Annotated in this window: 21 protein-coding genes; 20 read left to right on the top strand and 1 reads right to left on the bottom strand. The window is 68.6% G+C overall.

The window, feature by feature from the left end; translation table 11 throughout:
• Positions 1-5: 5 nt before the first annotated feature.
• Positions 6-98, bottom strand: a complete 93-nt coding sequence (gene pqqA, locus JHW48_RS15545; protein ID WP_111299049.1) for a pyrroloquinoline quinone precursor peptide PqqA — start codon at positions 96-98, stop codon at positions 6-8.
• Positions 99-250: 152 nt separating this feature from the next.
• Between pqqA and JHW48_RS15540 the strand changes: the two genes are divergently transcribed.
• The 20 genes from JHW48_RS15540 (at position 251) to rpe (ending at position 24,066) form a co-directional block, all read left to right on the top strand.
• Entirely contained in the window at positions 251-1,309 is a 1,059-nt protein-coding gene (locus tag JHW48_RS15540) for a quinoprotein relay system zinc metallohydrolase 2 (protein ID WP_119885671.1), read from the top strand.
• A gap of 86 nt (positions 1,310-1,395) precedes the next feature.
• Entirely contained in the window at positions 1,396-2,751 is a 1,356-nt protein-coding gene (locus JHW48_RS15535; RefSeq protein WP_119885670.1) for an ABC transporter substrate-binding protein, read from the top strand.
• A 56-nt stretch (positions 2,752-2,807) separates the two neighbouring features.
• Complete coding sequence (locus tag JHW48_RS15530; RefSeq protein WP_119885669.1) at positions 2,808-3,803, top strand: carbohydrate ABC transporter permease; 996 nt, start codon at positions 2,808-2,810, stop codon at positions 3,801-3,803.
• Complete coding sequence (locus tag JHW48_RS15525; protein ID WP_119885668.1) at positions 3,803-4,936, top strand: carbohydrate ABC transporter permease; 1,134 nt, start codon at positions 3,803-3,805, stop codon at positions 4,934-4,936. Before JHW48_RS15530 ends, JHW48_RS15525 begins: the two co-directional genes overlap by 1 nt.
• On the top strand, positions 4,933-6,474 hold the full coding sequence (locus tag JHW48_RS15520) for an alpha-amylase family glycosyl hydrolase (protein WP_119885667.1): 1,542 nt from the start codon (positions 4,933-4,935) through the stop codon (positions 6,472-6,474). The genes JHW48_RS15525 and JHW48_RS15520 overlap by 4 nt, the downstream gene beginning before the upstream one ends.
• Before the next feature lie 11 nt (positions 6,475-6,485).
• The gene (locus tag JHW48_RS15515; RefSeq protein WP_119885666.1) at positions 6,486-7,709 is read left to right on the top strand and encodes an ABC transporter ATP-binding protein; all 1,224 of its coding nucleotides are present in this window, start codon (positions 6,486-6,488) and stop codon (positions 7,707-7,709) included.
• Positions 7,710-7,794: 85 nt separating this feature from the next.
• Positions 7,795-8,772: a GAF domain-containing protein gene (locus JHW48_RS15510; RefSeq protein WP_205961875.1), complete on the top strand. Its 978-nt coding sequence runs from the start codon at positions 7,795-7,797 to the stop codon at positions 8,770-8,772.
• Positions 8,773-8,886: 114 nt separating this feature from the next.
• Complete coding sequence (gene adh, locus JHW48_RS15505; RefSeq protein ID WP_119885665.1) at positions 8,887-10,413, top strand: aldehyde dehydrogenase; 1,527 nt, start codon at positions 8,887-8,889, stop codon at positions 10,411-10,413.
• Positions 10,414-10,476: 63 nt separating this feature from the next.
• Positions 10,477-11,535, top strand: a complete 1,059-nt coding sequence (locus JHW48_RS15500; protein ID WP_119885664.1) for a DNA topoisomerase IB — start codon at positions 10,477-10,479, stop codon at positions 11,533-11,535.
• A complete protein-coding gene (locus JHW48_RS15495; protein WP_119885663.1) occupies positions 11,532-11,861 on the top strand; it encodes a DUF779 domain-containing protein in 330 nt (109 codons plus the stop codon). Before JHW48_RS15500 ends, JHW48_RS15495 begins: the two co-directional genes overlap by 4 nt.
• 61 nt (positions 11,862-11,922) lie before the next feature.
• On the top strand, positions 11,923-12,840 hold the full coding sequence (gene argC, locus JHW48_RS15490) for an N-acetyl-gamma-glutamyl-phosphate reductase (protein ID WP_119885662.1): 918 nt from the start codon (positions 11,923-11,925) through the stop codon (positions 12,838-12,840).
• Between the two features lie 103 nt (positions 12,841-12,943).
• Positions 12,944-13,525 carry an ANTAR domain-containing response regulator gene (locus JHW48_RS15485; RefSeq protein WP_119885661.1) on the top strand — a complete coding sequence of 194 codons (582 nt, stop codon included), beginning with the start codon at positions 12,944-12,946 and terminating at the stop codon, positions 13,523-13,525.
• Entirely contained in the window at positions 13,522-14,694 is a 1,173-nt protein-coding gene (locus JHW48_RS15480; RefSeq protein WP_119885660.1) for an ABC transporter substrate-binding protein, read from the top strand. The genes JHW48_RS15485 and JHW48_RS15480 overlap by 4 nt, the downstream gene beginning before the upstream one ends.
• A gap of 231 nt (positions 14,695-14,925) precedes the next feature.
• On the top strand, positions 14,926-16,269 hold the full coding sequence (locus JHW48_RS15475; RefSeq protein WP_240637786.1) for a CmpA/NrtA family ABC transporter substrate-binding protein: 1,344 nt from the start codon (positions 14,926-14,928) through the stop codon (positions 16,267-16,269).
• 4 nt (positions 16,270-16,273) lie between these two features.
• Entirely contained in the window at positions 16,274-17,161 is an 888-nt protein-coding gene (gene ntrB, locus JHW48_RS15470) for a nitrate ABC transporter permease (RefSeq protein WP_119885659.1), read from the top strand.
• 11 nt (positions 17,162-17,172) lie between these two features.
• Entirely contained in the window at positions 17,173-17,967 is a 795-nt protein-coding gene (locus JHW48_RS15465; RefSeq protein WP_119885658.1) for an ABC transporter ATP-binding protein, read from the top strand.
• 4 nt (positions 17,968-17,971) lie between these two features.
• Positions 17,972-20,401, top strand: coding sequence for a nitrite reductase large subunit NirB (gene nirB / locus JHW48_RS15460; protein ID WP_119885657.1), 2,430 nt, complete (start codon positions 17,972-17,974; stop codon positions 20,399-20,401).
• Positions 20,398-20,727, top strand: coding sequence for a nitrite reductase small subunit NirD (nirD, locus tag JHW48_RS15455; protein WP_119885656.1), 330 nt, complete (start codon positions 20,398-20,400; stop codon positions 20,725-20,727). The genes nirB and nirD overlap by 4 nt, the downstream gene beginning before the upstream one ends.
• Positions 20,724-23,309 carry a nitrate reductase gene (locus JHW48_RS15450; RefSeq protein ID WP_272835654.1) on the top strand — a complete coding sequence of 862 codons (2,586 nt, stop codon included), beginning with the start codon at positions 20,724-20,726 and terminating at the stop codon, positions 23,307-23,309. Before nirD ends, JHW48_RS15450 begins: the two co-directional genes overlap by 4 nt.
• A 76-nt stretch (positions 23,310-23,385) precedes the next feature.
• Complete coding sequence (rpe, locus tag JHW48_RS15445) at positions 23,386-24,066, top strand: ribulose-phosphate 3-epimerase (protein WP_119885999.1); 681 nt, start codon at positions 23,386-23,388, stop codon at positions 24,064-24,066.
• Positions 24,067-24,107 lie beyond the last annotated feature (41 nt).

The following is a 24,107-nucleotide window of genomic DNA, read 5'->3' as shown; positions in this document are numbered from 1 at the left end:
CAGGATCAGAACAGGACGGGCTCGTCCTCGGCGGGGGCGTACATGTTGATTTCCATGCCGCAGGCGATTTCGGTCAGGGTCGGTTTGGTCCAGGCCATGTTATGATCCTCCTACATGCCGGTGCTGCCGCTCAGAGAAGGCGACTGGATTCAAATGTAGATCAGGGGCAGGATGAATCAACCCGACAAAGGTCGTAAAAAGGTCATCAGCCCGTGATCGACGCCCCGATCGACACCCCCGAGACGCGATGATGTATCATCTGGTTTTCCAGGCCTGCCTGGCCGCGGCGCCCGCCCAATGCGGCCAGATCCTGCTGCCCGCCGCCGATTCGCCAGACCGCGCGGAATGCCTGGCCGGGGCGGGGGCGCGGGTCCGCGACTGGCTGGCCGCGCGGCCCGACCTGTCCGGCGGCGATCCCGATTGCCGCGCCAATGCCGACCTGCCCGCCCTCCCGCTGGAGGAGATCGCCCCCGGCATCTGGGTCACCTGGGGCGCCGAGGCGCAGATGGAGGAGGTGGCCGACGGCCATATCGCCAATCTGGGCGTGGTCCTGGGCCGCGACGGGGTGGCGGTGATCGATGCGGGCGTGTCGCGCGCCCAAGGCCAGGCGCTGCATGTGGCCATCCGCCGCATCACCGACCTGCCCGTGGCGCATCTGGTCCTGACCCACATGCATCCCGATCACGCCCTGGGCGCCGAGGTCATGGCCGAGGCCGGGGCCCGGATCCACGCCCATCACGCCCTGCCCGACGCGCTGGCGGCCCGGGCCGAGGGCTATCTGGACGCGCTGGCGCGGCTCTATGATCCGGGGGAATGGATCGGCACGCGGGTGGTGATGCCCGACGCGCTGGTGCGCGACCGGGCGCGGATCGGGCTGGGCGACCGGGACCTGACGCTGCGCGCCTGGCCCACCGCCCATACCGACAACGACCTGACCGTGATGGTCGAGGATGCCCGCGTGTTCTTTGCCGGGGACCTGCTGTTTTCCGGACTGACGCCGGTGGTGGACGGATCGCTGCTGGGCTGGCTGGACTGGCTGAGGGGCGATCCCGCGGCGGGGGCCGCGCTGATCGTGCCGGGGCATGGCCGGGCCGATGCCGACTGGACGCGCCTTTCGGACCCGCAGCGCAGGCTTTTGAAAGCGCTTGCGGAGGCGGCGCGGGATGCGGTGGCCCAAGGCCTGCCCCTGTCGCGTGCCGTGCCCGTCATCGTGGACCGGCTGAACCCCCTCAAGGACGGCTGGCACGCCTTCGGCGAGACCATGGCCCGCAACGCGACCGCCGCCTATACCGAGCTGGAATGGGAATGAGAAGCGTTTGACAGGGCGCCCATCCTGACGGATGGTCGCGTTAACGAAGGGGGCGCAAGGCGGCCCCGGACCAAAGGGAGGACGACGTGAAGACCACTTTCTGCAGCACCCTCGCCATTCTGGCGCTGACCACCGGCATCGCGCATGCGCAGCTGGTCATCGAGCCGGGCAGCGACGACCGCATCAACTGGGCCAGCCTGGACGAATTCGCCGCCGCCCATCCCGACCTGGAAGGTCAGAGCTTCAACATCCTGGGCCCTTGGCTGGGCGGCGACCAGGAACTGTTCCAGTCGGTCATCGCCTATTTCAACGAGGTGACGGGCGCGCGGGCGAACTATTCCGGCTCGGACAGCTTCGAACAGCAGATCGTCATCGACAGCGAGGCCGGATCGCCCCCCGACATGGCCGTGTTCCCCCAGCCCGGCCTGGCATCCGACCTGGCGGCGCGCGGCTTCCTGCGCCCCCTGGGCCAGGAGACCGCCGACTGGCTGGTCGAGAACTATGCCGCCGGCGAAAGCTGGGCCGCGCTCGGCACCTATGCCGACCAGGATGGGACCGAGCAGCTCTTTGCCTTCCCCTACAAGGCGGACGTCAAGTCTCTGGTCTGGTATGTCCCCGAGAATTTCGAGGATGCGGGCTATGACGTCCCCGAGACCTATGAGGATCTCAAGGCGCTGACCGAACAGATCGCCGCCGATGGCGAGACGCCCTGGTGCATCGGCCTGGGATCGGGGGGCGCCACCGGCTGGCCCGCCACCGATTGGGTCGAGGACCTGATGCTGCGCACCGCCACCCCTGAGCAGTACGACGCCTGGACCACCAACGAAATGCCCTTCAACGACCCGGTCGTGGTGAACGCGATCGAGGAATTCGGCTGGTTCGCCAAGAACCCCGATTTCGTCGCGGGCGGCACCGGATCGGTCGCGGCCACCGATTTCCGCGAAAGCCCCGGCGGCCTCTTTGCCAGCCCGCCGGCCTGCTATCTGCACCGTCAGGCCAGCTTCATCACCACCTTCTTCCCCGAAGGCACCGTGGTGGGCGAGGATGCGGATTTCTTCTACATGCCCGCCCCCGCCTCGGGCGATCTGGGCCAGCCCGTGCTGGGCGGCGGCACCATGTTCGCGGTCCTGTCCGACAACCCCGCCGCGATGGCCTTCGTCGAGTTCCTGAAGACCCCCGCCGCGCATGAGGTCTGGATGGCCCAGCAGGGCTTCGTCACGCCCTTCAGCGGTGCCAATCCCGAGGCCTATGACGATCCGACCGTGCGCCGCATGGGCGAGATCCTGCTGGATGCGACGGTCTTCCGCTTCGACGGGTCGGACCTGATGCCCGGCGCGATCGGCGCGGGCGCCTTCTGGACCGGCATGGTCGATTTCGTCGGCGGCGCATCCGCGCAGGACGTGGCCGACCGCATCCAGTCGACCTGGTCGTCACTGGATTGATGACGACGGCGCGGCGGCCCGGTCCGCCGCGCCCACTGCCATAGGGGGGCGAGGGCATGGAGTTGCTGTGGCTGGCGGTCAGCACGATCGCGATCGGCGTTTTCGGATGCGTGGCCTGGTTTTGGGGGTCGAACTGGATCCTGGACCGGATCTTTCCGCCGCGGGGCCCCAATGCGGGCGACAACATCCGCCGCGCGGGCCAGATCCGGCCCTGGCTGTTCCTGGGGCCGGCGATCCTGTTCCTGGGGACCTATCTGGTCTATCCGGTGCTGGACAGCTTCTGGCGGTCGCTGTTCAACGCGAACGGCACCCGCTTAGTGGGCGCGTCGAACTATACCTGGCTGGCCCAGGACGCCAAGTTCCGCGAATCCATGGTCAACAACATGCTGTGGCTGCTGGTCGTGCCGGCTCTGTCTACTCTGTTCGGTCTGCTGGCGGCGCAGCTGACCGACCGGCTGAAATGGGGCAATATCGGCAAGTCGCTGATCTTCATGCCCATGGCCATCAGCTTTGTCGGCGCAGGCGTGATCTGGAAATTCATCTATGAATACCGCGCATCGGGGGAAACCCAGATCGGCCTGTTGAACTGGATCGTCACCACGATGGGCGGCCAGCCGCAGCTGTGGCTGACCCTGCCGGGCTGGAACAACTTCTTTCTGATGATCGTGCTGGTCTGGATCCAGACGGGCTTTGCGATGGTCATCCTGTCCGCCGCCCTGCGCGGCATCCCCGAGGAGACGATCGAGGCCGCGATCCTGGACGGCGCATCGCCGCTGCAGGTCTTCTTCAAGATCAAGGTGCCCCAGATCATGGGCACGATCGCCGTCGTCTGGACCACCATCACCATCGTCGTGCTGAAGGTCTTCGACATCGTCTTTGTCATGACCAACGGGCAATGGGGCACGCAGGTGCTGGCCAACCTGATGTATGACTGGATGTTCCGCGGCACGCCCGATTACGGGCGCGGATCGGCCATCGCCATCGTCCTGATGATCCTGGTCACGCCGATCATGGTCTGGAACATCTACAACGCGCGCAAGGAGGTCCGCTGATGGAGGGCATGGCCGGACAGAAATCCTCGCTGGCCTGGGCGGTCAACATCTCGGCCTTCCTGCTGGTGCTGATCTGGACGATCCCCACCCTGGGGCTGTTCGTGTCGTCCTTCCGCGACCGCGACCAGATCGCGGCATCGGGCTGGTGGCAGTCCTTTTCGGGATCCGAACAGACGGGCTTCGTGCGTTCCGGCACGGCGGCGGACCAGGTGCAGCAGGGCGATCTCTATGTCATCGAGGGCACCGCACTGGAGGGCAGCCAGGCCCTGCGCGCATGGGGCACCGGGCCGCGCAACCCTGCCCAGTATCAGCCGGGCGAGACCGCCGATCTGGGCGACGGCGTCAGTCTGACCGTGGAGGATGACGGCGCCTATCGCCTGACCGCCCCCCAGCCCTTCGAGATGACGCGGGGCGAACGGATCTTCACCACCACCGTCAGCCCGCCCAGCTTCACGACCCAGAACTACAACCGCGTCCTGTCGGCGGGGGGGCTGGGCCGGGCCTTCATGAACACCATGACGGTGACCATCCCCGCGACGGTGATCCCGATCCTGATCGCGGCCTTCGCGGCCTATGCGCTGGCCTGGATGCAGTTTCCGGGCCGCGCGCTGCTGACGGCGGCGGTGGTGGGCTTGCTGGTGGTGCCCTTGCAGGTGGCGCTGATCCCGCTTCTGCGTCTGCATAACGAATTGGGGATCGGCAAGGGCTATCTGGGGATCTGGCTGGCCCATACCGGCTTCGGGCTGCCCTTGGCGATCTATCTGCTGCGCAACTACATGGTCGGCCTGCCGCGCGAGGTGATCGAGAGCGCCCGCGTCGACGGGGCCAGCGAATTCCAGATCTTCCGCCGGATCATCCTGCCCCTGTCCTTTCCGGCGCTGGCCAGCTTCGCGATCTTTCAGTTCCTGTGGGTCTGGAACGACCTGCTGGTGGCGACGGTCTTTCTGGGCAATACCCGCGAACAGCTGGTCATGACCGGCCTGCTGCGCGAGCTGATGGGATCGCGCGGAGGTGAATGGGAGATCCTTGCAACCTCCGCCTTCATCTCGATAGCGGTGCCCTTGCTGGTCTTCTTTGCCATGCAGAAATACCTGGTCCGCGGTTTGCTGGCCGGATCCGTGAAAGGTGGATGAACTTGACTGAACAGACGACGGATTGGTGGAAGGGCGGGATCATCTATCAGATCTATCCGCGCAGCTTTCAGGACACGACCGGCAGCGGCACGGGCGATCTGGCCGGGATCGCGCAGCGCCTGCCCTATGTCGCGTCCCTGGGCGTGGATGCGGTCTGGATCTCGCCCTTCTTCACCTCGCCGATGCGCGATTTCGGCTATGACGTCAGCGATTACTGCGGCATCGACCCGATCTTCGGGACGATGGAGGATTTCGACTGGCTGATCCAGAGCGCGCATGAGCTGGGGCTGAAGGTCATGATCGACCTGGTCATGTCGCATACCTCGGACCAGCATCCCTGGTTCAAGGAAAGCCGCGCCAGCCGCGACAACCCCAAGGCCGACTGGTATGTCTGGGCCGATCCCAAGCCCGACGGGACCGCGCCGAACAACTGGCTGTCGATCTTCGGCGGCAGCGCCTGGCATTGGGACGCCCGGCGCGAACAGTATTACCTGCACAACTTCCTGACCCAGCAGCCGGATCTGAACTTTCACAACCCGGCGGTTCAGGACGCGCTGATCCAGATGGCGCGGTTCTGGCTGGAAAAGGGCGTGGACGGCTTCCGGCTGGACACGATCAACTTCTATTTCCACGACGCCCAGCTGCGCGACAACCCGCCCCTGGCGCCGGAGCTGCGCAAGTCCGACACCGCGCCCGCCGTGAACCCCTACAACCACCAGAGCCACCAGTTCAGCAAATCCCAGCCCGAGAACCTGGCCTTCCTGGAACGCTTCCACCAGGCGCTGGTCCCTTACGGCGCCGCCGTCGTGGGCGAGATCGGCGACAGCGAGCGCGGGCTGGAAATCTTGGAGGAATATACCGGCGTGCCGGGCCGGGTGCAGATGTCCTATGTCTTCGACTTCCTGTCCGGCGACGACCTGCCCGCCGGGCGCATCGTCGAGGTCTTCGACCGCCTGCACGAGATCGCGCCCAATGCCTGGCCCTGCTGGGCGATGTCGAACCATGACGTGGTCCGCCATGTCACCCGCTGGAACCTGCCCGACCAGGCGGCCAAGGCCTATGCGACGGTGCTTCTGTGCCTGCGCGGCTCGGTCTGCCTCTATCAGGGCGAGGAGCTGGGCCTGCCCGAGGCCGAGCTGAAATTCGAGGACCTGCGCGATCCCTATGGGATCGAGTTCTGGCCCGAGTTCAAGGGCCGCGACGGCTGCCGCACGCCGATGGTCTGGGACATGGGGGTGAATGGCGGGTTCTCGACCAGCCCGCCCTGGCTGCCCGTGCCCCATACCCATCTGCAGCGCACCGTGGTGGCCCAGGAGGCCGACGCCCAATCCATGCTGCATCATTACCGGTGGGCGATCGGGCTGCGGCGCAAGCACAGCGCGCTGCGCGGCGGGACCATGACCGACATCAGGGCCGAAGGCCCGGTCCTGTCCTTCCGCCGCCGCGACGACAAGCAAACCCTGCTGATCCGCGCGAACCTGTCCGATGACGAGACGGGCGGGCTGATGCCGTGGCAGGTCCAGATCATCGAAGGCTGAGGGGGGAACGAATGGCCGACCTGAAACTGACCGATGTCGCCAAGTCCTATGGCGACGTGCAGGTGCTGCGCGACATCAACCTGGATATCAGGTCGGGTGAATTCATCGTCTTCGTGGGGCCTTCGGGCTGCGGGAAATCGACCCTGCTGCGGATGATCGCGGGGCTGGAACAGATCACCGGCGGCACGCTGCAGATCGGGGGGCAGGTGATGAACGACATCCCCCCCAGCCAGCGCGGCATCGCGATGGTGTTCCAGTCCTACGCGCTCTACCCGCATATGACGGTGCGCGACAACATGGCCTTCGCGCTGAAGATCGCGGGGCAAAGCAAGGACCAGATCCGCGAGGCGACCGACCGGGCGGGCAAGATGCTGCAGCTGACGCCCTATCTGGACCGCCTGCCCAAGGCGCTGTCGGGCGGCCAGCGCCAGCGCGTGGCCATCGGGCGGGCCATCGTGCGTGATCCGCAGGTCTATCTGTTCGACGAGCCGCTGTCGAACCTGGACGCCGCGCTGCGGGTGGCGACGCGGATCGAGATCGCGCAGCTGAAGGCCTCGATGCCCGACCGCACGATGATCTACGTCACCCATGACCAGACCGAGGCGATGACCTTGGCCGACCGCATCGTGGTGCTGGCCGGCGGCGGCATCGCCCAGGTCGGCGCGCCGCTGGAGCTGTACGAGCGGCCGGTGAACGAGTTCGTGGCGCAGTTCATCGGCAGCCCGGCGATGAACCTGCTGCCCGGCCGCGTCAAGACCACGGGCGCGATGACCACCGTGGCGCTGGATGGCGGGCTGGAGGCGCAGGTCGCCATCCCCACCCGCGCGGGCGACGAGGACATGCCCGTGAACCTGGGCGTGCGCCCCGAGGACATGCGCGAGACCGAGGGCACCCCGGTCTTCGAGGGCACGGTCGATCTGACCGAGGCCTTGGGCGAGGTCACGCTGCTCTATTTCGGGACCAATGCCGAGACGGCGCCGATCACCGCCAAGCTGACCGGCATCCATCCCGACCTGAAGGGCCGCCGGGTGCGGCTGACCGCGGATCCCCATGCGCTGCACCTGTTCCACAAGGGTCAGTCGCTGCTTTATCGCGACGGGGCGGACCGGCTGCCGCCCTATCAGCCCCGGGCCGCCGCGCCCTCGGGCAGCCCCGGCGGCACGCCCGCCGCGCCCGAGGATCGCCCCGACCGGATCGAGGACGGGCTGATCAAGCCGCAGGGCCCCGTCCGCTGAGGCCCGATCACGCCCCTGCGACCAAAGTTGCGCTTCGCGGGGGCCGAAACCTGCTATGATCCCCCCAACCTTGGGAGGGGGGATCATGACCAGCCGACAGAACCACGCCGCCTTGGTCGAGGCGCAGTCGCAATCGCCGCGCGCCACATCGGCCCTGGCCGCGTCCTGGCGCCGGTCGCTGCTGAAGCACGGGCTGGACCCCGCCGACCGCCGCCATCCCGACCGCCTGACCCAGGCCCAGATCGCCGAACGCCAGCAGGCGATGCGCCCCTTTCTGACGGTCGCGGGACCACAGCTGGACCAGCTCTACAACCTCGTCGGGCTGTCGGGCTGCAACGTGCTGCTGACCGATGCGCAGGGGGTGGTGCTGGATCAGCGCGTGTCCGATGGCGATGCCGACCAGTTCCGCGAATGGGGCCTGTGGACCGGCGCCGACTGGTCCGAGGCCGCCCAGGGCACCAACGGCATCGGCACCTGCCTGGCCGAGGGGCGCCAGGTCACCATCCATCGCGACGAACATTTCCGCACGCTGAACACCGCCATGTCCTGCATGGACGCGCCGATCTGGGGGCCGGACGGGCGGCTGCTGGCGGCGCTGGATGTCAGCTCGGCCCGGGCGGACCAGACGGAGCGCTACAACCGGTTGATCTCGGCCCAGGTGGCGCAGACGGCCCGCGCGATCGAGGCGCTGTTCTTCCGCCTGTCCTTTCCCAAGGCGCGGATCGTGGTCGCCTCCAGCGATCCGGGCACGGATCAGGCGATGCTGCTGGCGGTGGATGCCGACGACCTGGCCATCGGCGCGACGCGGGCGGCCCGCCGCGCCCTGGGCCTGGAGCGCGAGGGCGCGCTGCGCCCGCGTCCCGCCGCCGACCTGCTGGGTCGCCCGGAGGGGCCGCAGGGGCTGGAACGGGGCGAACATGCCGCGGTGATGCGGGCCTTGGCGCGGGCCGAGGGCAATGTCTCGGCCGCGGCGCGGGCCTTGGGGATCGGGCGCGCGACCCTTTACCGGCGCATGGCGCGGTTGGGGATCGGCGAAAATGCCGGGCAGGTGTCTCAGGGCTGAGACAGTCGGCCGGGACCGGCACCAAAGGACGGTTGCCCCGAATCGCCCGCCGACGGAACCTGATCCCATACCCGGATGGGGAGAGATCCGGGACCACACCGAGAGGAGGAACCGATGCCGAACGACCAGACGCATGAATTCAAGGGCGTGGGCGTGATGCCCTTTGCCCGCCGCTATGACAACTTCATCGGCGGCGAATGGACCGCGCCCAAATCGGGCAAGTACTTCACCAACACCACCCCCATCACCGGCGCCGAGATCGGCGAGATCGCCCGGTCCAACGCCGATGACATCGAGGCCGCGCTGGACGCCGCCCACAAGGCCAAGGGGGCTTGGGGCCGCACCTCGACCACCGACCGTTCCAACGCGCTGCTGAAGATCGCCGACCGGATGGAGCAGAACCTGGAGCTGCTGGCCACCGCCGAGACCTGGGACAACGGCAAGCCCATCCGCGAGACCATGGCCGCCGACCTGCCGCTGGCCATCGACCATTTCCGCTACTTCGCGGGCGTGCTGCGCGCGCAGGAGGGCGGCATCAGCGAAATCGACAACGACACCATTGCCTATCACTTCCACGAGCCCCTGGGCGTCGTGGGCCAGATCATCCCGTGGAACTTTCCGCTGCTGATGGCCTGCTGGAAGCTGGCGCCCGCCTTGGCCGCCGGCAATTGCGTGGTGCTGAAGCCCGCGGAACAGACCCCCGCCACGATCATGGTCTTTGCCGAGCTGATCGCCGACATCCTGCCGCCGGGCGTGCTGAACATCGTGAACGGCTTCGGCCTGGAGGCGGGCAAGCCGCTGGCGTCGAACCCGCGCATCTCCAAGATCGCCTTCACCGGCGAGACGACCACCGGCCGCCTCATCATGCAATACGCGTCCGAGAACCTGATCCCGGTCACGCTGGAGCTGGGCGGCAAGTCGCCCAACATCTTCATGGAGGATGTCTGCCGCGAGGATGACGACTTCTTCGACAAGGCGATCGAGGGCTTCGTGATGTTCGCGCTGAACCAGGGCGAGGTCTGCACCTGCCCGTCGCGCGCCCTGATCCACGAGAAGATCTATGACCAGTTCATGGAAAAGGCCCTGAAACGCGTCGAGGCCATCGTGCAGGGCGACCCGCGCGACAGCGCCACGATGATCGGCGCGCAGGCCAGCAGCGAGCAGAAGGAGAAGATCCTCAGCTATTTCGACATCGGCCGCAAGGAAGGGGCCGAGGTGCTGACCGGGGGCGAGGCCGCCGATCATGGCGGAGAGCTGTCGGGCGGCTTCTACATCAAGCCGACGGTCTTCAAGGGCCACAACAAGATGCGGGTCTTCCAGGAGGAGATCTTTGGCCCGGTCGTGTCGGTGACCACCTTCAAGGACCATGACGAGGCGCTGTCGATCGCCAATGACACGCTCTATGGTCTGGGCGCGGGGCTGTGGTCGCGCGATGCGAACACCTGCTACCGCTTCGGCCGCGCGATCCAGGCGGGCCGGGTCTGGACCAACTGCTATCACGCCTATCCGGCCCATGCGGCCTTCGGCGGCTACAAGCAGTCGGGCATCGGGCGCGAAAACCACCGCATGATGCTGGACCATTACCAGCAGACCAAGAACATGCTGGTCAGCTACAGCCCCAAGAAGCTGGGCTTCTTCTGATGCCATCGCGGGCGGCCTTCGGGTCGCCCGCAACCCGCCCCGCCCTTGCTGCGTTCCGGGGACATGAACAGCCACAGCCCCATCATCGACCCGCAGGATGCCGCCGAAAGCGCGGGCCTGACCTATGTGAACGACGACATGGCCGGCATCACCCGCCGCCGTGCGGGCAAGGGCTTCAGCTATCGCGACGCGGAGGGCCACACCATCACCGACCGGGCGGAACGCAGGCGGCTGGCCGCGCTGGCCGTGCCCCCCGCCTATGAGGATGTCTGGATCTGCCCCGATCCGCGCGGCCATATCCAGGCCACCGGCCGCGACGCCAAGGGGCGCAAGCAATACCGCTATCACCCCGAGTTCCGCGCGCTGCGCGACAGCGCCAAATACGAACACATGCTGGACTTCGCCCGCGCCCTGCCCGGGATCCGGGCCGCGGTGGATCGCGACATGCGCAAGCGCGGCCTGCCCTTGGACAAGGTCGCGGCCAGCATCGTCCATCTGCTGGAACACAGCATGATCCGGGTGGGCAACGACCGCTACGCGCGCGAGAACAAGTCCCACGGGTTGACCACGCTGCGCGCCCGCCATGTGGACCTGGAGGGCAGCCGCCTGCGGTTCCGCTTCAAGGGCAAGTCGGGCAAGGAATGGGACCTGCGCCTGACCGACCGCCGCATCGCCCGCGTGGTGCGCGCGTTGCAGGACATTCCCGGCCAGCACCTGTTCCAGTATCTGGACGATGACGGCGCCCGCCAGCGCGTCACCTCGGCCGAGGTGAACGACTATTTGCGCCGCGTCTCGGGGCGCGAGGTGACGGCCAAGGATTTCCGCACCTGGACCGGCACCGTCCTTGCGGCCCTGGCCCTGGCCGAATGCGACAAGGCCGACAGCGAGACGGCGGCCAAACGCCAGCTGCGCGAGGTGATCGAGGAGGTCGCGGCGCGCCTTGGCAACACGCCCACGATCTGTCGGCAATGCTATGTCCATCCGCAGGTGATCGAAGCGCATCTGTCGGGCAGCCTGACGCTGGATCTGCGCCAGCGGATCGACGACAATCTGAAGCATGACGACCTGCGACCCGAGGAGAAACAGGTCCTGCGATTCCTGAGGAGGAGGCTGAAGCCATGAGCACCGTCACCGCGACCCCCGAGGCGCTGAAGCTGATCGAGGAGATCACCGCCGATCACGGCCCGGTCCTGTTCCACCAATCGGGGGGCTGTTGCGACGGGTCCTCGCCCATGTGCTATCCGCAGGGCGATTTCCGGGTGGGGGACCGCGACGTGAAACTGGGCGAGATCGGCGGCGCGCCCTTCTACATCTCGGCCAGCCAGGCCGAGGCCTGGGCGCATACCGACCTGATCATCGACGTGGTGGCCGGGCGCGGCGGCATGTTCAGCCTGGATAACGGGCGCGAGAAGCGGTTCCTGACCCGGTCCGAGATCTGCGCGCGCTGACATTGTGACGCGCGGCGTTCCGGGCTAAGGAGGATCCGTCCGAAAACCCGAAGGGGGTCCCATGACCTACAGCGTCTTCATCGATGGCGAAGCCGGCACGACCGGGCTTCAGATCCGCGACCGCCTGGCGGGCCGCGACGACATCCGCCTGGTGCAGCTGGACCCCGCCCGCCGCAAGGACCCCGCCGCGCGGGCCGAATGCTTTGCCCAGGCCGATGTGGCGATCCTGTGCCTGCCCGACGACGCGGCGCGCGAGGCCGTGGCCTTGGCGGCCGACATGGATGTGCGGATCATCGACGCCTCGACGGCGCATCGGATCGATCCGGACTGGGTCTTCGGCTTTCCCGAACTGGCCGCCGAGATGCCCGAACGCATCGCCAGCGCGCGGCGGGTCAGCAATCCGGGCTGCTATTCCACCGGGGCCATCGCGATCATCGCGCCCCTGGTCGCGGCCGGGCTGATCGACGAATCGCAGGCCCTGTCGATCAATGCGGTCAGCGGCTATACCGGCGGCGGCAAGGCCTTGGTCGCGGAATACGAATCCGGCCAAGCGCCGGCGCATTTCATCTATGGCCTGAACCAGCGCCACAAGCACATCCCCGAGATCATGACCCATGGCGGGCTGCTGGTGCAGCCGGTCTTCGCGCCCTCGGTCGGCAATTTCGCGCAAGGCATGGCGGTGCAGCTGCCGCTGCATCTGGATGACGACCGCAGCATGTCAGCGCTGCACCAAGCGCTGGCCGATCACTATGCCGGGGCCCGCCATGTCCAGGTCGCCCCGGCCGAGACCTGGGGCGCGCGGATCGACCCGACCGCGATGAACGGCACCAACGGCCTGCGCATCACCGTGCAGGGCGATGACGAGGCGGGCTGCGCCACCATCGTCGCGGTGCTGGACAATCTGGGCAAGGGCGCATCGGGCGCCGCGGTCCAGAACCTGGACATCATGCTGGGCCTGGACGACAGCCAGTCGCGCTGACGCCCGCGCGCGCCTGCCCGCAAAACGGGCAGGCGCGCCACAGCCCTGCCCGCCGGGGGCCGCGGCCCTTGCCAAGTGCCGCGCGGGCATCGTCACTGGCGGCATGGACAGGCTTTCAATCATCGTCGTCGAACGCGACCGGGACCGTGCGATGCGCATCGTGGACGGGCTGCGCGCCTCGGGCGACCACCAGATCACCGTCATCGCCGAGGAGACGGGCTTGGCCCGCCGCATCGCCGAGGGTCAGCCCGACATAGTCCTGATCGACGTGGCCGACCCGTCCCGCGACGTGCTGGAGGAGCTGGCGCTGGTCTCCGGCCCGCTGGAACGGCCGGTGGCGATCTTCGTGGACCGGTCCGATGCCGGGCTGACCCGTGCCGCGATCGAGGCGGGGGTGTCGGCCTATGTCGTGGATGGCCTCCAACCCGACCGCATCCGCCCGATCCTGGATGCCGCCATCGCCCGGTTCCACATGTTCCGCAAGATGCGCGCCGAACTGGCCGCGACCCGCGCCGCGCTGGAGGAACGCAAGATCATCGACCGCGCCAAGGCCATCCTGATGAAGGCGCGCGGCATCGACGAGGAGGCCGCCTACGCCCTGCTGCGCCGCACCGCGATGGACCAGAAGCGCCGCGTGGCCGACATCGCCCAGCAGCTGGTCATGGCGGCGGGGCTGCTGACATGAGCGATCCGCTGCGCCTCGGCTGGCTGCCCCTGAACGACGCCGCCCCCCTGATCGTCGCGCGCGAGCTGGGATTCGCCGCCGAGGAGGGGCTGGCGCTGGATCTGGTCCGCGTGCGCAGCTGGGCCCAGAGCCGCGACTGCCTAGGCAGCGGCGCCATCGACGCGGCGCATATGCTGGTGCCCATGCCCATCGCCCAGACCCTGTGTCTGGGGCCGGATTACCCGGCCTTCGATCTGCTGATGGTCCTGGCGCAGGGCGGCCAGGCCATCGCCGTGTCCCGCGCACTGGAGGCGCGGCTGCGCGATCTGGGCCACCCGTTCGATTTCCGCGACCCGGTGGCCGCGCGCGACGCGCTGGCCCGCGCCCATCCCGGCGCGCTGCGGGTGGGGGTGCCGTTCCCCTTCTCGACCCAGGCCGAGCTGGTCCATCACTGGCTGGCGGGCACGCCCTTGGCCGCGCGGCTGGCGGTGCGCACCGTGCCGCCCCCGCAGATGGCCGATGCCTTGGCCGCGGACGAGGTCGACGCCTATTGCGTGGGCGATCCCTGGGCCTCGGTCGCGGTCGAACGGGGCGTGGGTGCGCTGCTGCTGGCGGGGCGGTCAATCTGGGCCGCGCCGCCTGAAAAGGGGCTGGTGATGACCCGCGCGCGGGCCCAGGGCGATCCCGACCGCACGGGGCGGCTGATGCGCGCGCTGTGGCGGGCCGGCCGCTGGCTGGACCGGCCCGACAATCGCGGCACCGCGGCCGAGATCCTGGCCCGGCCGGAATACCTGAACCTGGCCCCCGAGCTGTGCGAGCGCGGCCTTCTGGGCCGGCTGCATGTCACCGCCGCGGGCGATCTGCGCGATTTCCCCGACTTCATCCGCTTTCACGACCAAGGCGCGACCTTTCCCTGGCGCAGCATCGCGGCAATGCTGGGCGGGCGGCTGGCCGCGCGCCACGGGCTGGAGACAGGCCCCGCGATGGCGCGTGCGGCGGGCTGTTTCCGCACCGACCTCTATCGTCAGCACCTGCGGGGGACGGGGGCGGACCTGCCCGGCGCCTCCTCCAAGGTCGAGGGGGCGATGGTCGCGCCGACCACGGTGGCCGCCGAACAGGGGCGGATGATTCTGGGCGCGGATGCGTTCTTTGACGGGCATCGATTCGATCCGGCCTTCGCGGACCGCTGAAACGGCGGGCAGTCTGGCGCATCCGGAGGCGTTTCGCCGCGCCGCGGCGGCGCCGATCCCGCCCGCGCTTGACGCGGCCCCGGCCCATGCGGAACCATGAAGTCAAGGCGGATGCAACGGCGCATCCGCACGCCCCGCCGCGAGGACGCGGCACACAATCCGGTCGCGAGGATGCGGCCCCCATCCGGCAATGACGCCATCTGATCGTGCCCCTTTGCAGGGCTGCGGCAGGTGGCCTTTTTCATTCGCGCCATGCCGCGCCAGTCCGAGGACCAGCCCATGACCCTGCCCAACCCCCCCTCCCGCCGCGCCTTCCTGAAAACCGCTGCGGGCACGCTTGCCACCGTCGCCGCCGCCCGCCTTGCCCTGCCGGGCGGGGCCTGGGCCGCGACCCCCGGCACGCCCGAGGTGACGGGCGCCAAGCTGGGTTATATCGCGCTGACCGACAGCGCGCCCTTGGTGATCGCCGCGGAAAAGGGGCTGTTCGCCAAATACGGCATGCCCGACGTGCTGGTGGAAAAGCAGGCAAGCTGGGGCGCCACGCGCGACAACATGGCCTTGGGATCGGGGGGCGGCGGGATCGACGGCGGGCATATCCTGCGGCCCAAGGTGCATCTCTATTCCACCGGCAGCGTGATGCAGGGCGGCCAGGGCCTGCCGATGTACACGCTGTTGAACCTGAACGAGGACGGGCAGGGCCTGTCCGTGCGCCAGGATTATGCCGATAGCGGCGTGGGCCTGGACAGCGCGCCCCTGCGCGAGATCTTCGCCGCCCGCCGCGCCGCGGGGCAGGAGATCCCGGTCGCCATGACCTTTCCCGGCGGCACGCATGATCTGTGGATGCGCTACTGGCTGGCGGCGGGGGGGATCGACCCCACCACCGATGTGGACCTGATCGTGGTCCCGCCCCCGCAGATGGTCGCCAACATGAAGGTCGGCAACATGGAGGCCTTCTGCGTGGGCGAGCCGTGGAACGAACAGCTGGTCAACCAGCGCATCGGCTTCACCGCCGCCACCACGGGCGAATTGTGGTCGCGCCACCCCGAAAAGGTGCTGGGCATGCGCGCCGATTGGGTGGACGCGAACCCCAACGCCACCATCGCCATCATGATGGCCGTGATGGAGGCGCAGATCTGGTGCGACGCCCCCGAAAACAAGCAGGAGATGGCCGAGATCGTCGGCCGCCGCCAATGGTATAACGTCCCCGTGGCCGACATCGTGGGCCGCATCCAGGGACGCATCAATTACGGCCGCGACCGCATCGAGGACCGCCCTGACCTCGCGATGAAGTTCTGGGGCGAGGCGGGCGAGACCTCCTATCCGTGGAAATCGCTGGATGCCTGGTTCATCACCGAGAACAAGCGATGGGGATACCTGCCCGGCGATCTGGACACGGCAGCCCTGGTCGACCGCACCAATCGCAGCGACCTGTGGCTGGCGGCGGCGGCCGGTCTGGGCCTGAACCCCGGCTTCGGCGACAGCCGCGGGGTCGAGACCTTCTTCGACGGCGCGACCTTCGATCCCGCCGATCCGGGCGCCTATCTGGATGCCCAATCCATCAAGGCCATGGTGTGATCCGATGACCGTCACCGCATTGAAGCGCAAGTCCGACCTGACCCCCAAACCCGCAGCCCCCGTCCTGGCGCTGCCCCATCGCGCGCCCGGCCGCTTGGCCCCCTGGCGCAAGCGCGGCGCCGCGCTGGCCGGCGCCGTCCTGCCGCCCTTGGCCGTGCTGGCCCTTCTGCTGACCATCTGGCAGGTCGGCGCATCGGGCGACGCATCCGGCCTGCCCACCCCCGCCCAGGTCTGGGCCGACAGCGCCGAGCTGATCCTGGACCCGTTCTATGTCTATGGCACCCAGGATATCGGGTTGGGATGGCGGGTGCTGACCTCGCTGGAGCGGGTGGCCTATGGCTTCGGCCTGGCCGCCGTGGTGGGGGTGCTGACCGGCGCGGTCATCGGCCAATCGGCGCTGATGATGCGCGGCTTCGATCCGATCTTCCAGATCCTGCGCACGGTGCCGCCGCTGGCCTGGCTGCCCATCAGCCTGGCCGCCTTCATGGACAGCGGGCCGTCGGCGATCTTCGTGATCTTCATCACCGCGATCTGGCCGGTGATCATCAACACCGCCGCGGGCGTGCGCGCCATCCCGCAGGATTACCGCAACGTCGCCGCCGTCCTGCGCCTGAACCAGGTCGAGTTCTTCTGGAAGATCATGGTCCCCGCCGCCGCCCCCTACATCTTTTCGGGGCTGCGCATCGGGGTGGGCCTGTCCTGGCTGGCCATCGTTGCGGCCGAGATGCTGACCGGCGGCGTGGGCATCGGCTTCTTCATCTGGGATGCGTGGAACTCCTCGCGACTCAGCGACATCATCGTGGCCCTCGTCTATATCGGCGGGACGGGCTTCATCCTGGATCGTCTGGTCGGCTGGATCGGACGCGTCGTCTCCCGCGGCACCGCGGCATGAGGGGAACAGCCATGACATATCTGCAGATCGACCATGTCTCGAAGACCTTCGTGAACGGCGCGCGGACCGCCCATGTGCTGTCCGACATCCGGCTCGGGATCGACAAGCGCGAATTCGTCAGCATCATCGGCCATTCCGGCTGCGGGAAATCCACGCTGCTGAACCTGGTCGCGGGGCTGACCGATGTCACCACCGGCGGGATCGTCCTGGACGGGCGCGAGGTGAACGCCCCCGGCCCCGACCGCGCCGTGGTGTTCCAGAACCATTCGCTGCTGCCTTGGCTGACGGTCTATGACAATATCAAGCTGGCCGTGACCAAGGTCTTCGGCCGGACGAAATCGCGGGCCGAACGCCATGACTGGATCATGCGGAACCTGGATCTGGTCCAGATGAGCCACGCCGCCGACAAGCGCCCGGGCGAGATCTCGGGCGGGATGCGCCAGCGCGTGGGCATCGCCCGTGCCTTGGCGATGGAGCCCAAGGTCCTGCTGCTGGACGAACCCTTCGGCGCGCTGGACGCCCTGACCCGCGCGCATCTGCAGGATGCGGTGATGGAGATCCACGCGCGGCTTGGCAACACGATGATCATGATCACCCATGACGTGGACGAGGCCGTGCTGCTGGCCGATCGCATCGTGATGATGACCAACGGCCCCGCAGCCACCATCGGCGAGGTGTTGGACGTGCCGCTGGCGCGTCCTCGCGACCGCATCCGCCTGGCCAGCCAGCCCGATTACGTGCGCACCCGGGAATCGGTGCTGCGCTTCCTCTATGAACGTCACCGCTTCGTCGAAGCGGCGGAGTAGCCCCATGACAAAGAACCTTGTCGTCATCGGTGCGGGCATGGCCTCGGGCCGGATGCTGGAGCATCTGTTCGAGGCCGCCCCCGGCGCCTTCACCGTCACCCTGTTCAACGCCGAACCGCGCGGGAACTACAATCGCCTGATGCTGTCCCCGGTCCTCTCGGGCGAAAAGACCTATGACCAGATCGTCACCCATGACGAGGCCTGGTACGAGGCCCAAGGCATCACCACCCGCTTCGGCGAGGCCGTGACCGCCATCGACCGAGAGGCGCAGATCGTCCACGGCGCGCGCGGGCCGGTGCCCTATGACGCGCTGGTCATCGCCACCGGCTCGGCCCCCTTCATCATCCCGGTCCCCGGCCACAGGCTGCCCGGCGTGGTCGCCTATCGCGACCTGGAGGACACGAACGCGATGATCGACGCCTCGCGCCCCGGCGCGCGCGCGGTCGTCATCGGCGGCGGTCTGCTGGGCCTGGAGGCCGCTGCAGGCATGGCCGCGCGTGGCGCCGAGGTAACTGTGATCCACCTGATGGGCCATCTGATGGAGCGTCAGCTGGACCCCGCCGCAGGCTATCTGCTGCAGAAGGATCTGGAAAAGCGCGGCATCCGCATCCATTGCAAGGGCGCGACCAAGGTGATCCTTGGTCAGGATCGCGTCGAGGCCGTGCTGCTGGAAGACGGCACCGTCTATCCCGCCGATCTGGTCTGCATGGCCGTGGGCATCCGCCCCGAGACGCGCTTGGCCAATGATGCGGGCCTGGAGGTCGCGCGCGGCATCACCGTCGACGACCAGATGCGGACCAGCGATCCGGCGATCTACGCGCTTGGCGAATGCACCGAGCATGACGGCCAGCTCTTCGGGCTCGTCGCGCCGCTCTACGATCAGGCCAAGGTGCTGGCCGCGACGCTGGCCGGCGATCAAGCTGCGTTCCGGCCCGTCCAGACCGCCACGAAACTGAAGGTCACCGGCTGCGATCTGTTCAGCGCGGGTGATTTCGCAGATGCGCCGGGGCGCGAGGATATCGTGTTCCGCGATCCCGGCCGCGGCATCTACAAGCGCCTGATCCTGGAGGGCGAGCGCCTGATCGGCGCCGTGATGTATGGCGATACCGCCGACGGGGCGTGGTTCTTCGACAAGATCCGCACAGGCGCGGACGTGACCGCGGACCGCGACACGCTGATCTTTGGCCCGGCCTTTGCGGGGGGTGCCCCATCGGACCCTCTGGCAGCCGTTGCAGCCTTGCCGCCTGAGGCGGAGATCTGTGGCTGCAACGGCGTCTGCAAGGGACAGATCACCCGCGCCATCGAGGGCGGCGCGACCACGCTGGACGCCGTGCGCGGCCTGACCAAGGCCAGCGCAAGCTGCGGCACATGCACCGGGCTGGTGGAACAGGTCATGGCCCTGACCTTGGGCGATGGGTTTGCCGCCAATGCCAACCCGCCGATGTGCAAATGCACCGATCACACGCACGAGGACGTGCGCCGTCTGATCAAGTCGATGGGCCTCAAGTCCATCCCGGCGGTGATGCAGGAACTGGGCTGGACCACGGTCGGGGGCTGCGCCTCCTGCCGCCCGGCGCTGAACTACTATCTGCTCGCGGACTGGCCGCTGGAGTATCGCGACGACCGGCAGAGCCGCTTCGTGAACGAAAGGAACCACGCCAATATCCAGAAGGACGGCACCTATTCCGTCGTGCCGCGCATGTGGGGTGGCGTCACCACGCCCGACGAATTGCGCGCCATCGCGGATGCCGCCGATCGCTACAACGTACCGATGGTCAAGGTGACGGGCGGCCAGCGCATCGACCTGCTGGGCGTCAGGAAGGAAGACCTGCCCGCCATCTGGTCGGATTTGAATGACGCGGGCATGGTCTCGGGCCACGCCTATGCCAAGGGGCTGCGCACGGTGAAGACCTGCGTGGGCCAGCAGTTCTGCCGCTTCGGCACGCAGGATTCGACGGGGCTTGGCATCCGGCTGGAGAAGCTGCTCTGGGGGTCCTGGACACCGGCCAAGGTCAAGCTGGGCGTCTCGGGCTGCCCGCGCAACTGCGCCGAGGCGACCTGCAAGGATATCGGCATCGTCTGCGTGGACAGCGGCTTTCAGATCAGCGTCGCGGGGGCGGCGGGCATGGACGTGCGCGAGACGGTCCTCCTGCTGACCGTCGCCACCGAGGATGAGGTCTGCGAGGTCACCGCCGCCTTCGTCCAGCTTTACCGCGAGAACGCGCGCTATCTGCACCGCATCTATAAATGGGTGGACAAGGTGGGCCTCGACTGGTGCCGCGAGCAGGTCTCGGACCCGGCGACCCGTGCGGCGCTCCATGACCGCTTCATGCTAAGCCAATCGGTCTTTCAGACCGATCCCTGGGCCGATCACGCCGCCCGCCCGGCGGAATGGTCCCCCATAGCCGACCTGTCCCTGAGGGCCGCCGAATGAGCATGATCGACATCGCCGCACTGGCCGACATCCCGCGCGAGGGCGCCCGCGTCGTCCGCACCCCGCAAGGCTGCGTCGCCATCTTCCGCACCGCGACGGACCAGGTCTTTGCCTTGGACGACCGCTGCCCGCACAAGGGCGGGCCCTTGTCCGAGGGGATCGTGCATGGCACCCAGGTCACCTGCCCGCTGCATAACTGGGTCTTCGACATGGCGACGGGGCAGGCGCAGGGCGCCGACGAAGGCCGGGTCGCGACTCATGCCGTGCAGGTCCGCGACGGCCGCATCCTGCTGGACGCGGCGCGCCTGACGAGCAGGGCGGCATGACGGTCCGCACGACCTGCCCCTATTGCGGGGTCGGCTGCGGGGTGCTGGCCACGCCCGACGGGCAGGGGGGCCTGACCGTCAGGGGCGATCCCGACCATCCGGCGAATCGCGGGCGGCTCTGCGTCAAGGGCGCGGCCTTGGGCGAGACGGTGGCCATCGCGGGCCGCCTGCTGGCCCCGCGCATCGGCGGGCAGGATGCCAGCTGGGACGGCGCGCTGGACCTGATCGCGGCCCGCTTTTCGGAGACGGTCGCCCGGCACGGGCCCGACAGCGTGGCCATGTATGTCTCGGGGCAGTTGCTGACCGAGGATTACTACGCCGCCAACAAGCTGATGAAGGGCTTTATCGGCAGCGCCAATATCGACACGAATTCCCGGCTCTGCATGGCCTCCAGCGTGGCGGGGCATCGCCGCGCCTTCGGGTCGGACACGGTGCCGGGCCTCTATGAGGATCTGGAGCTGGCCGATCTGGTGGTGCTGACCGGGTCGAACCTGGCATGGTGCCACCCGGTCCTGCACCAGCGGCTGATGGCGGCCCGCGCGGCGCGGCCCGACATGCGCATCGTCGTCATCGACCCGCGCCGCACCGCCACCTGCGAGGGGGCGGACCTGCATCTGGCCATAGCCCCCGGCGCGGACGGGCATCTGTTCAACCTGCTGCTGGCGCATCTGCATGACACGGGCCGGACCGGCGGGGCATTCCTGACCCATGTCGCCGGATATGACGACGCGCTGCGCGCCGCGCGCGCCAGCCGCCCGCAGGATACCGGCCTGCCGCCCGAGGCGCTGCGGCGGTTCCTGGACCTCTGGGCCGGGACGGAACGGACCGTCACAGTCTATTCCCAAGGCATCAACCAGTCCGACAGCGGCACGGACAAGGTCAATGCCATCATCAACTGCCATCTGGCGACGGGGCGCATCGGGCGGCCCGGCATGGGGCCCTTCAGCGTCACCGGCCAGCCCAATGCCATGGGCGGGCGCGAGGTCGGGGGCTTGTCCAACACGCTGGCCTGCCATCTGGAGCTGGAGAACCCCGCCCATCGCGCCGCCGTGGGGGCGTTCTGGGCCGCGCCGAACATGGCCCATCGCCCGGGCCTGAAGGCCGTGGATCTGTTCCGCGCGGTCGGGGACGGGCGCATCAAGGCGCTGTGGATCATGCATACAAACCCCGCCGTCACCATGCCCGAGGCCGACCGCGTGGCCCGCGCCATCGCCGCCTGCGACTTCACCGTGGTCAGCGAGGCCTGGCCGGAAACCGACACGGCGCGGCTGGCGGATGTGCTGCTGCCCTCGGCCGCATGGGGGGAGAAGGACGGCGCGGTCACGAATTCCGAACGCATGATCAGCCGCCAGCGCGCGGTGCTGGCTCCGCCGGGGCAGGCGCGACCCGACTGGTGGCAGATCGCCCAGGTGGCGACCCGGATGGGGTTCGCGGGCTTCGACTGGTCGGGGCCGGGGGCGGTCTTTGCCGAACATGCGGCGCTGTCGGGGGTGGCGGGGGATCTGGGCGGGGATTTCGACATCTCGGACCTGGCCGCGGCGGATTACGAGGCCCTGGCCCCGACGACCTGGCCGCAGAACGCGCGGCAGCGGGGCGGGCGGTTCTTTGGCGAGGGGCGGTTCCACACGCCCGACGGCCGGGCGCGGATGATCGCCGTCAGCGTGCGCGCCCCGGACGGTGTGCCCTTCCGGCTGAACACCGGGCGCATCCGCGACCAGTGGCACACGATGACCCGGACCGGCCTGTCGCCGCGCCTGTCGGCGCATCTGGCCGAGCCCTATCTGCAGATCCATCCGGCGGATGCGGCCGATCTGGGGCTGGGCGCGGCGGATCTGGCGCGGGTCCGGGGGCAGGGGGCGCAGGCGGTGCTGCGGGTGATGATCTCGGGCGATGTGCGGCGGGGCCATCCCTTCGCGCCGATCCATTTCACGGGGCTGACGGCGCCATCGGGGCGGATCGGCGCGGTGGTCGGGGGGCTGTGCGACCCGGTCTCGGGGCAGCCGGCGGGGAAATCGGCGCCGGTCGCGGTGACGCGATATGCCGCGGCCTGGCACGGGTTCTTGGTCAGCCGGGTCAGGCCGCGGCCGGACTGCGCCTATTGGGCGCAGGCGCGGCTGGCCGATGGCTGGCAGGTCGAGATGGCGGATGAGGCGGCGATCCCCGACTGGCCCGCCGCGCTGGAGCGGATGCTGGGCCTGGGCCCGCCCACGGCCTGGATGCGCGACCCCGCGCGCGGGACCGAACGGCTGGCCATCATCCGCGACGGCCGGCTGGAGGCGGCGCTGTTCGTGGGGCCGGGGCCCGTGCCCCTGTCGCGGGGGCATCTGGGCGCGTCCCTGGGCCGCGAGGCGCCGGGGGTCCTGTCGGGTCGGGCGCCGCGGGACCGGCCCGATCCGGGGCCGGTGGTCTGCGCCTGCCTGTCCGTGGGCCGCCGCAGCATCGAGGAGGCCGCCGCATCGGGCGCCGACACGGTCGAGCGCATCGCCGCCGCCTTGGGCGCGGGGGGCAATTGCGGGTCCTGCCGCCCCGAGATCGCGTCCCTGCTGGCGGGCATGCGCGACCGCGCGATCGCGGCGCAATAGGGCGCGACAGGCTTGACGCGGCGCGCGTCAGCGGGCACCTCGGCGCGCGAACGCCTGCGCCCGAAGGGAGATGCCGATGGAATTCGACCGCAAGATCAAGATCGCCCCGTCGATCCTGTCCGCCGACTTTGCCGATTTCGGCCGCGAGATCCGCGCGATCGAGGATCAGGGCGCGGATTGGGTCCATGTCGATGTGATGGACGGGCATTTCGTGCCGAACCTGACCTTCGGCCCGCCGGCGGTGAAGGCCTTTCGCCCGCATGTGCGCACGGTCATGGACGTGCATCTGATGATCGCGCCGGTCGATCCCTATATCGAGGCCTATGCCGAGGCGGGGGCCGATGTGATCACCGCCCATGTCGAGGCCGGGCCCCATCCCCACCGCACCCTGCAGGCGATCCGCGCGACGGGTGCCAAGGCCGGGATCGCGCTGAACCCCGGCACCCCGGTCGAGGCGGTCGAATACCTGCTGGACCTGTGCGACATGGTGCTGGTGATGACGGTGAACCCGGGCTTTGGCGGGCAGAAGTTCATCCACAGCCAGATCGACAAGATCGCGCGCCTGCGCGGGATGATCGGCGACCGGCCGATCCATATCCAGGTCGATGGCGGCGTGGACCCGGTCACCGCGCCCTTGGTCGCCAAGGCCGGGGCGGATGTGCTGGTTGCGGGTTCGGCGGTCTTCAAGGGCGGATCCGTCGCGCAGGCGGATGTCTATGGCGCGAACATGGCGGCGATCCGGCAGGCCATCGGCTGAAAGGCCGGTGGGGGGCAGGCGGGCTCGGGGCCATCGAGGCC

Origin of the sequence: Paracoccus aestuarii, from assembly GCF_028553885.1 — a bacterium.
GTDB lineage: Bacteria > Pseudomonadota > Alphaproteobacteria > Rhodobacterales > Rhodobacteraceae > Paracoccus > Paracoccus aestuarii.
This window is presented reverse-complemented; position numbering and strand designations above follow the sequence as displayed.

Coding starts and splice junctions, on each gene's coding strand:
- JHW48_RS15510 (WP_205961875.1), top strand. CDS start 7,795: ATGACCAGCCGACAGAACCACGCCGCCTTGGTCGAGGCGCAGTCGCAA.
- adh (WP_119885665.1), top strand. CDS start 8,887: ATGCCGAACGACCAGACGCATGAATTCAAGGGCGTGGGCGTGATGCCC.
- ntrB (WP_119885659.1), top strand. CDS start 16,274: ATGACCGTCACCGCATTGAAGCGCAAGTCCGACCTGACCCCCAAACCC.
- nirB (WP_119885657.1), top strand. CDS start 17,972: ATGACAAAGAACCTTGTCGTCATCGGTGCGGGCATGGCCTCGGGCCGG.
- JHW48_RS15485 (WP_119885661.1), top strand. CDS start 12,944: ATGGACAGGCTTTCAATCATCGTCGTCGAACGCGACCGGGACCGTGCG.
- rpe (WP_119885999.1), top strand. CDS start 23,386: ATGGAATTCGACCGCAAGATCAAGATCGCCCCGTCGATCCTGTCCGCC.
- JHW48_RS15525 (WP_119885668.1), top strand. CDS start 3,803: ATGGAGGGCATGGCCGGACAGAAATCCTCGCTGGCCTGGGCGGTCAAC.
- pqqA (WP_111299049.1), bottom strand. CDS start 98: ATGGCCTGGACCAAACCGACCCTGACCGAAATCGCCTGCGGCATGGAA.
- argC (WP_119885662.1), top strand. CDS start 11,923: ATGACCTACAGCGTCTTCATCGATGGCGAAGCCGGCACGACCGGGCTT.
- JHW48_RS15515 (WP_119885666.1), top strand. CDS start 6,486: ATGGCCGACCTGAAACTGACCGATGTCGCCAAGTCCTATGGCGACGTG.
- JHW48_RS15500 (WP_119885664.1), top strand. CDS start 10,477: ATGAACAGCCACAGCCCCATCATCGACCCGCAGGATGCCGCCGAAAGC.
- JHW48_RS15540 (WP_119885671.1), top strand. CDS start 251: ATGTATCATCTGGTTTTCCAGGCCTGCCTGGCCGCGGCGCCCGCCCAA.
- JHW48_RS15450 (WP_272835654.1), top strand. CDS start 20,724: ATGACGGTCCGCACGACCTGCCCCTATTGCGGGGTCGGCTGCGGGGTG.
- JHW48_RS15495 (WP_119885663.1), top strand. CDS start 11,532: ATGAGCACCGTCACCGCGACCCCCGAGGCGCTGAAGCTGATCGAGGAG.
- JHW48_RS15530 (WP_119885669.1), top strand. CDS start 2,808: ATGGAGTTGCTGTGGCTGGCGGTCAGCACGATCGCGATCGGCGTTTTC.
- JHW48_RS15465 (WP_119885658.1), top strand. CDS start 17,173: ATGACATATCTGCAGATCGACCATGTCTCGAAGACCTTCGTGAACGGC.
- JHW48_RS15520 (WP_119885667.1), top strand. CDS start 4,933: ATGAACTTGACTGAACAGACGACGGATTGGTGGAAGGGCGGGATCATC.
- nirD (WP_119885656.1), top strand. CDS start 20,398: ATGAGCATGATCGACATCGCCGCACTGGCCGACATCCCGCGCGAGGGC.
- JHW48_RS15480 (WP_119885660.1), top strand. CDS start 13,522: ATGAGCGATCCGCTGCGCCTCGGCTGGCTGCCCCTGAACGACGCCGCC.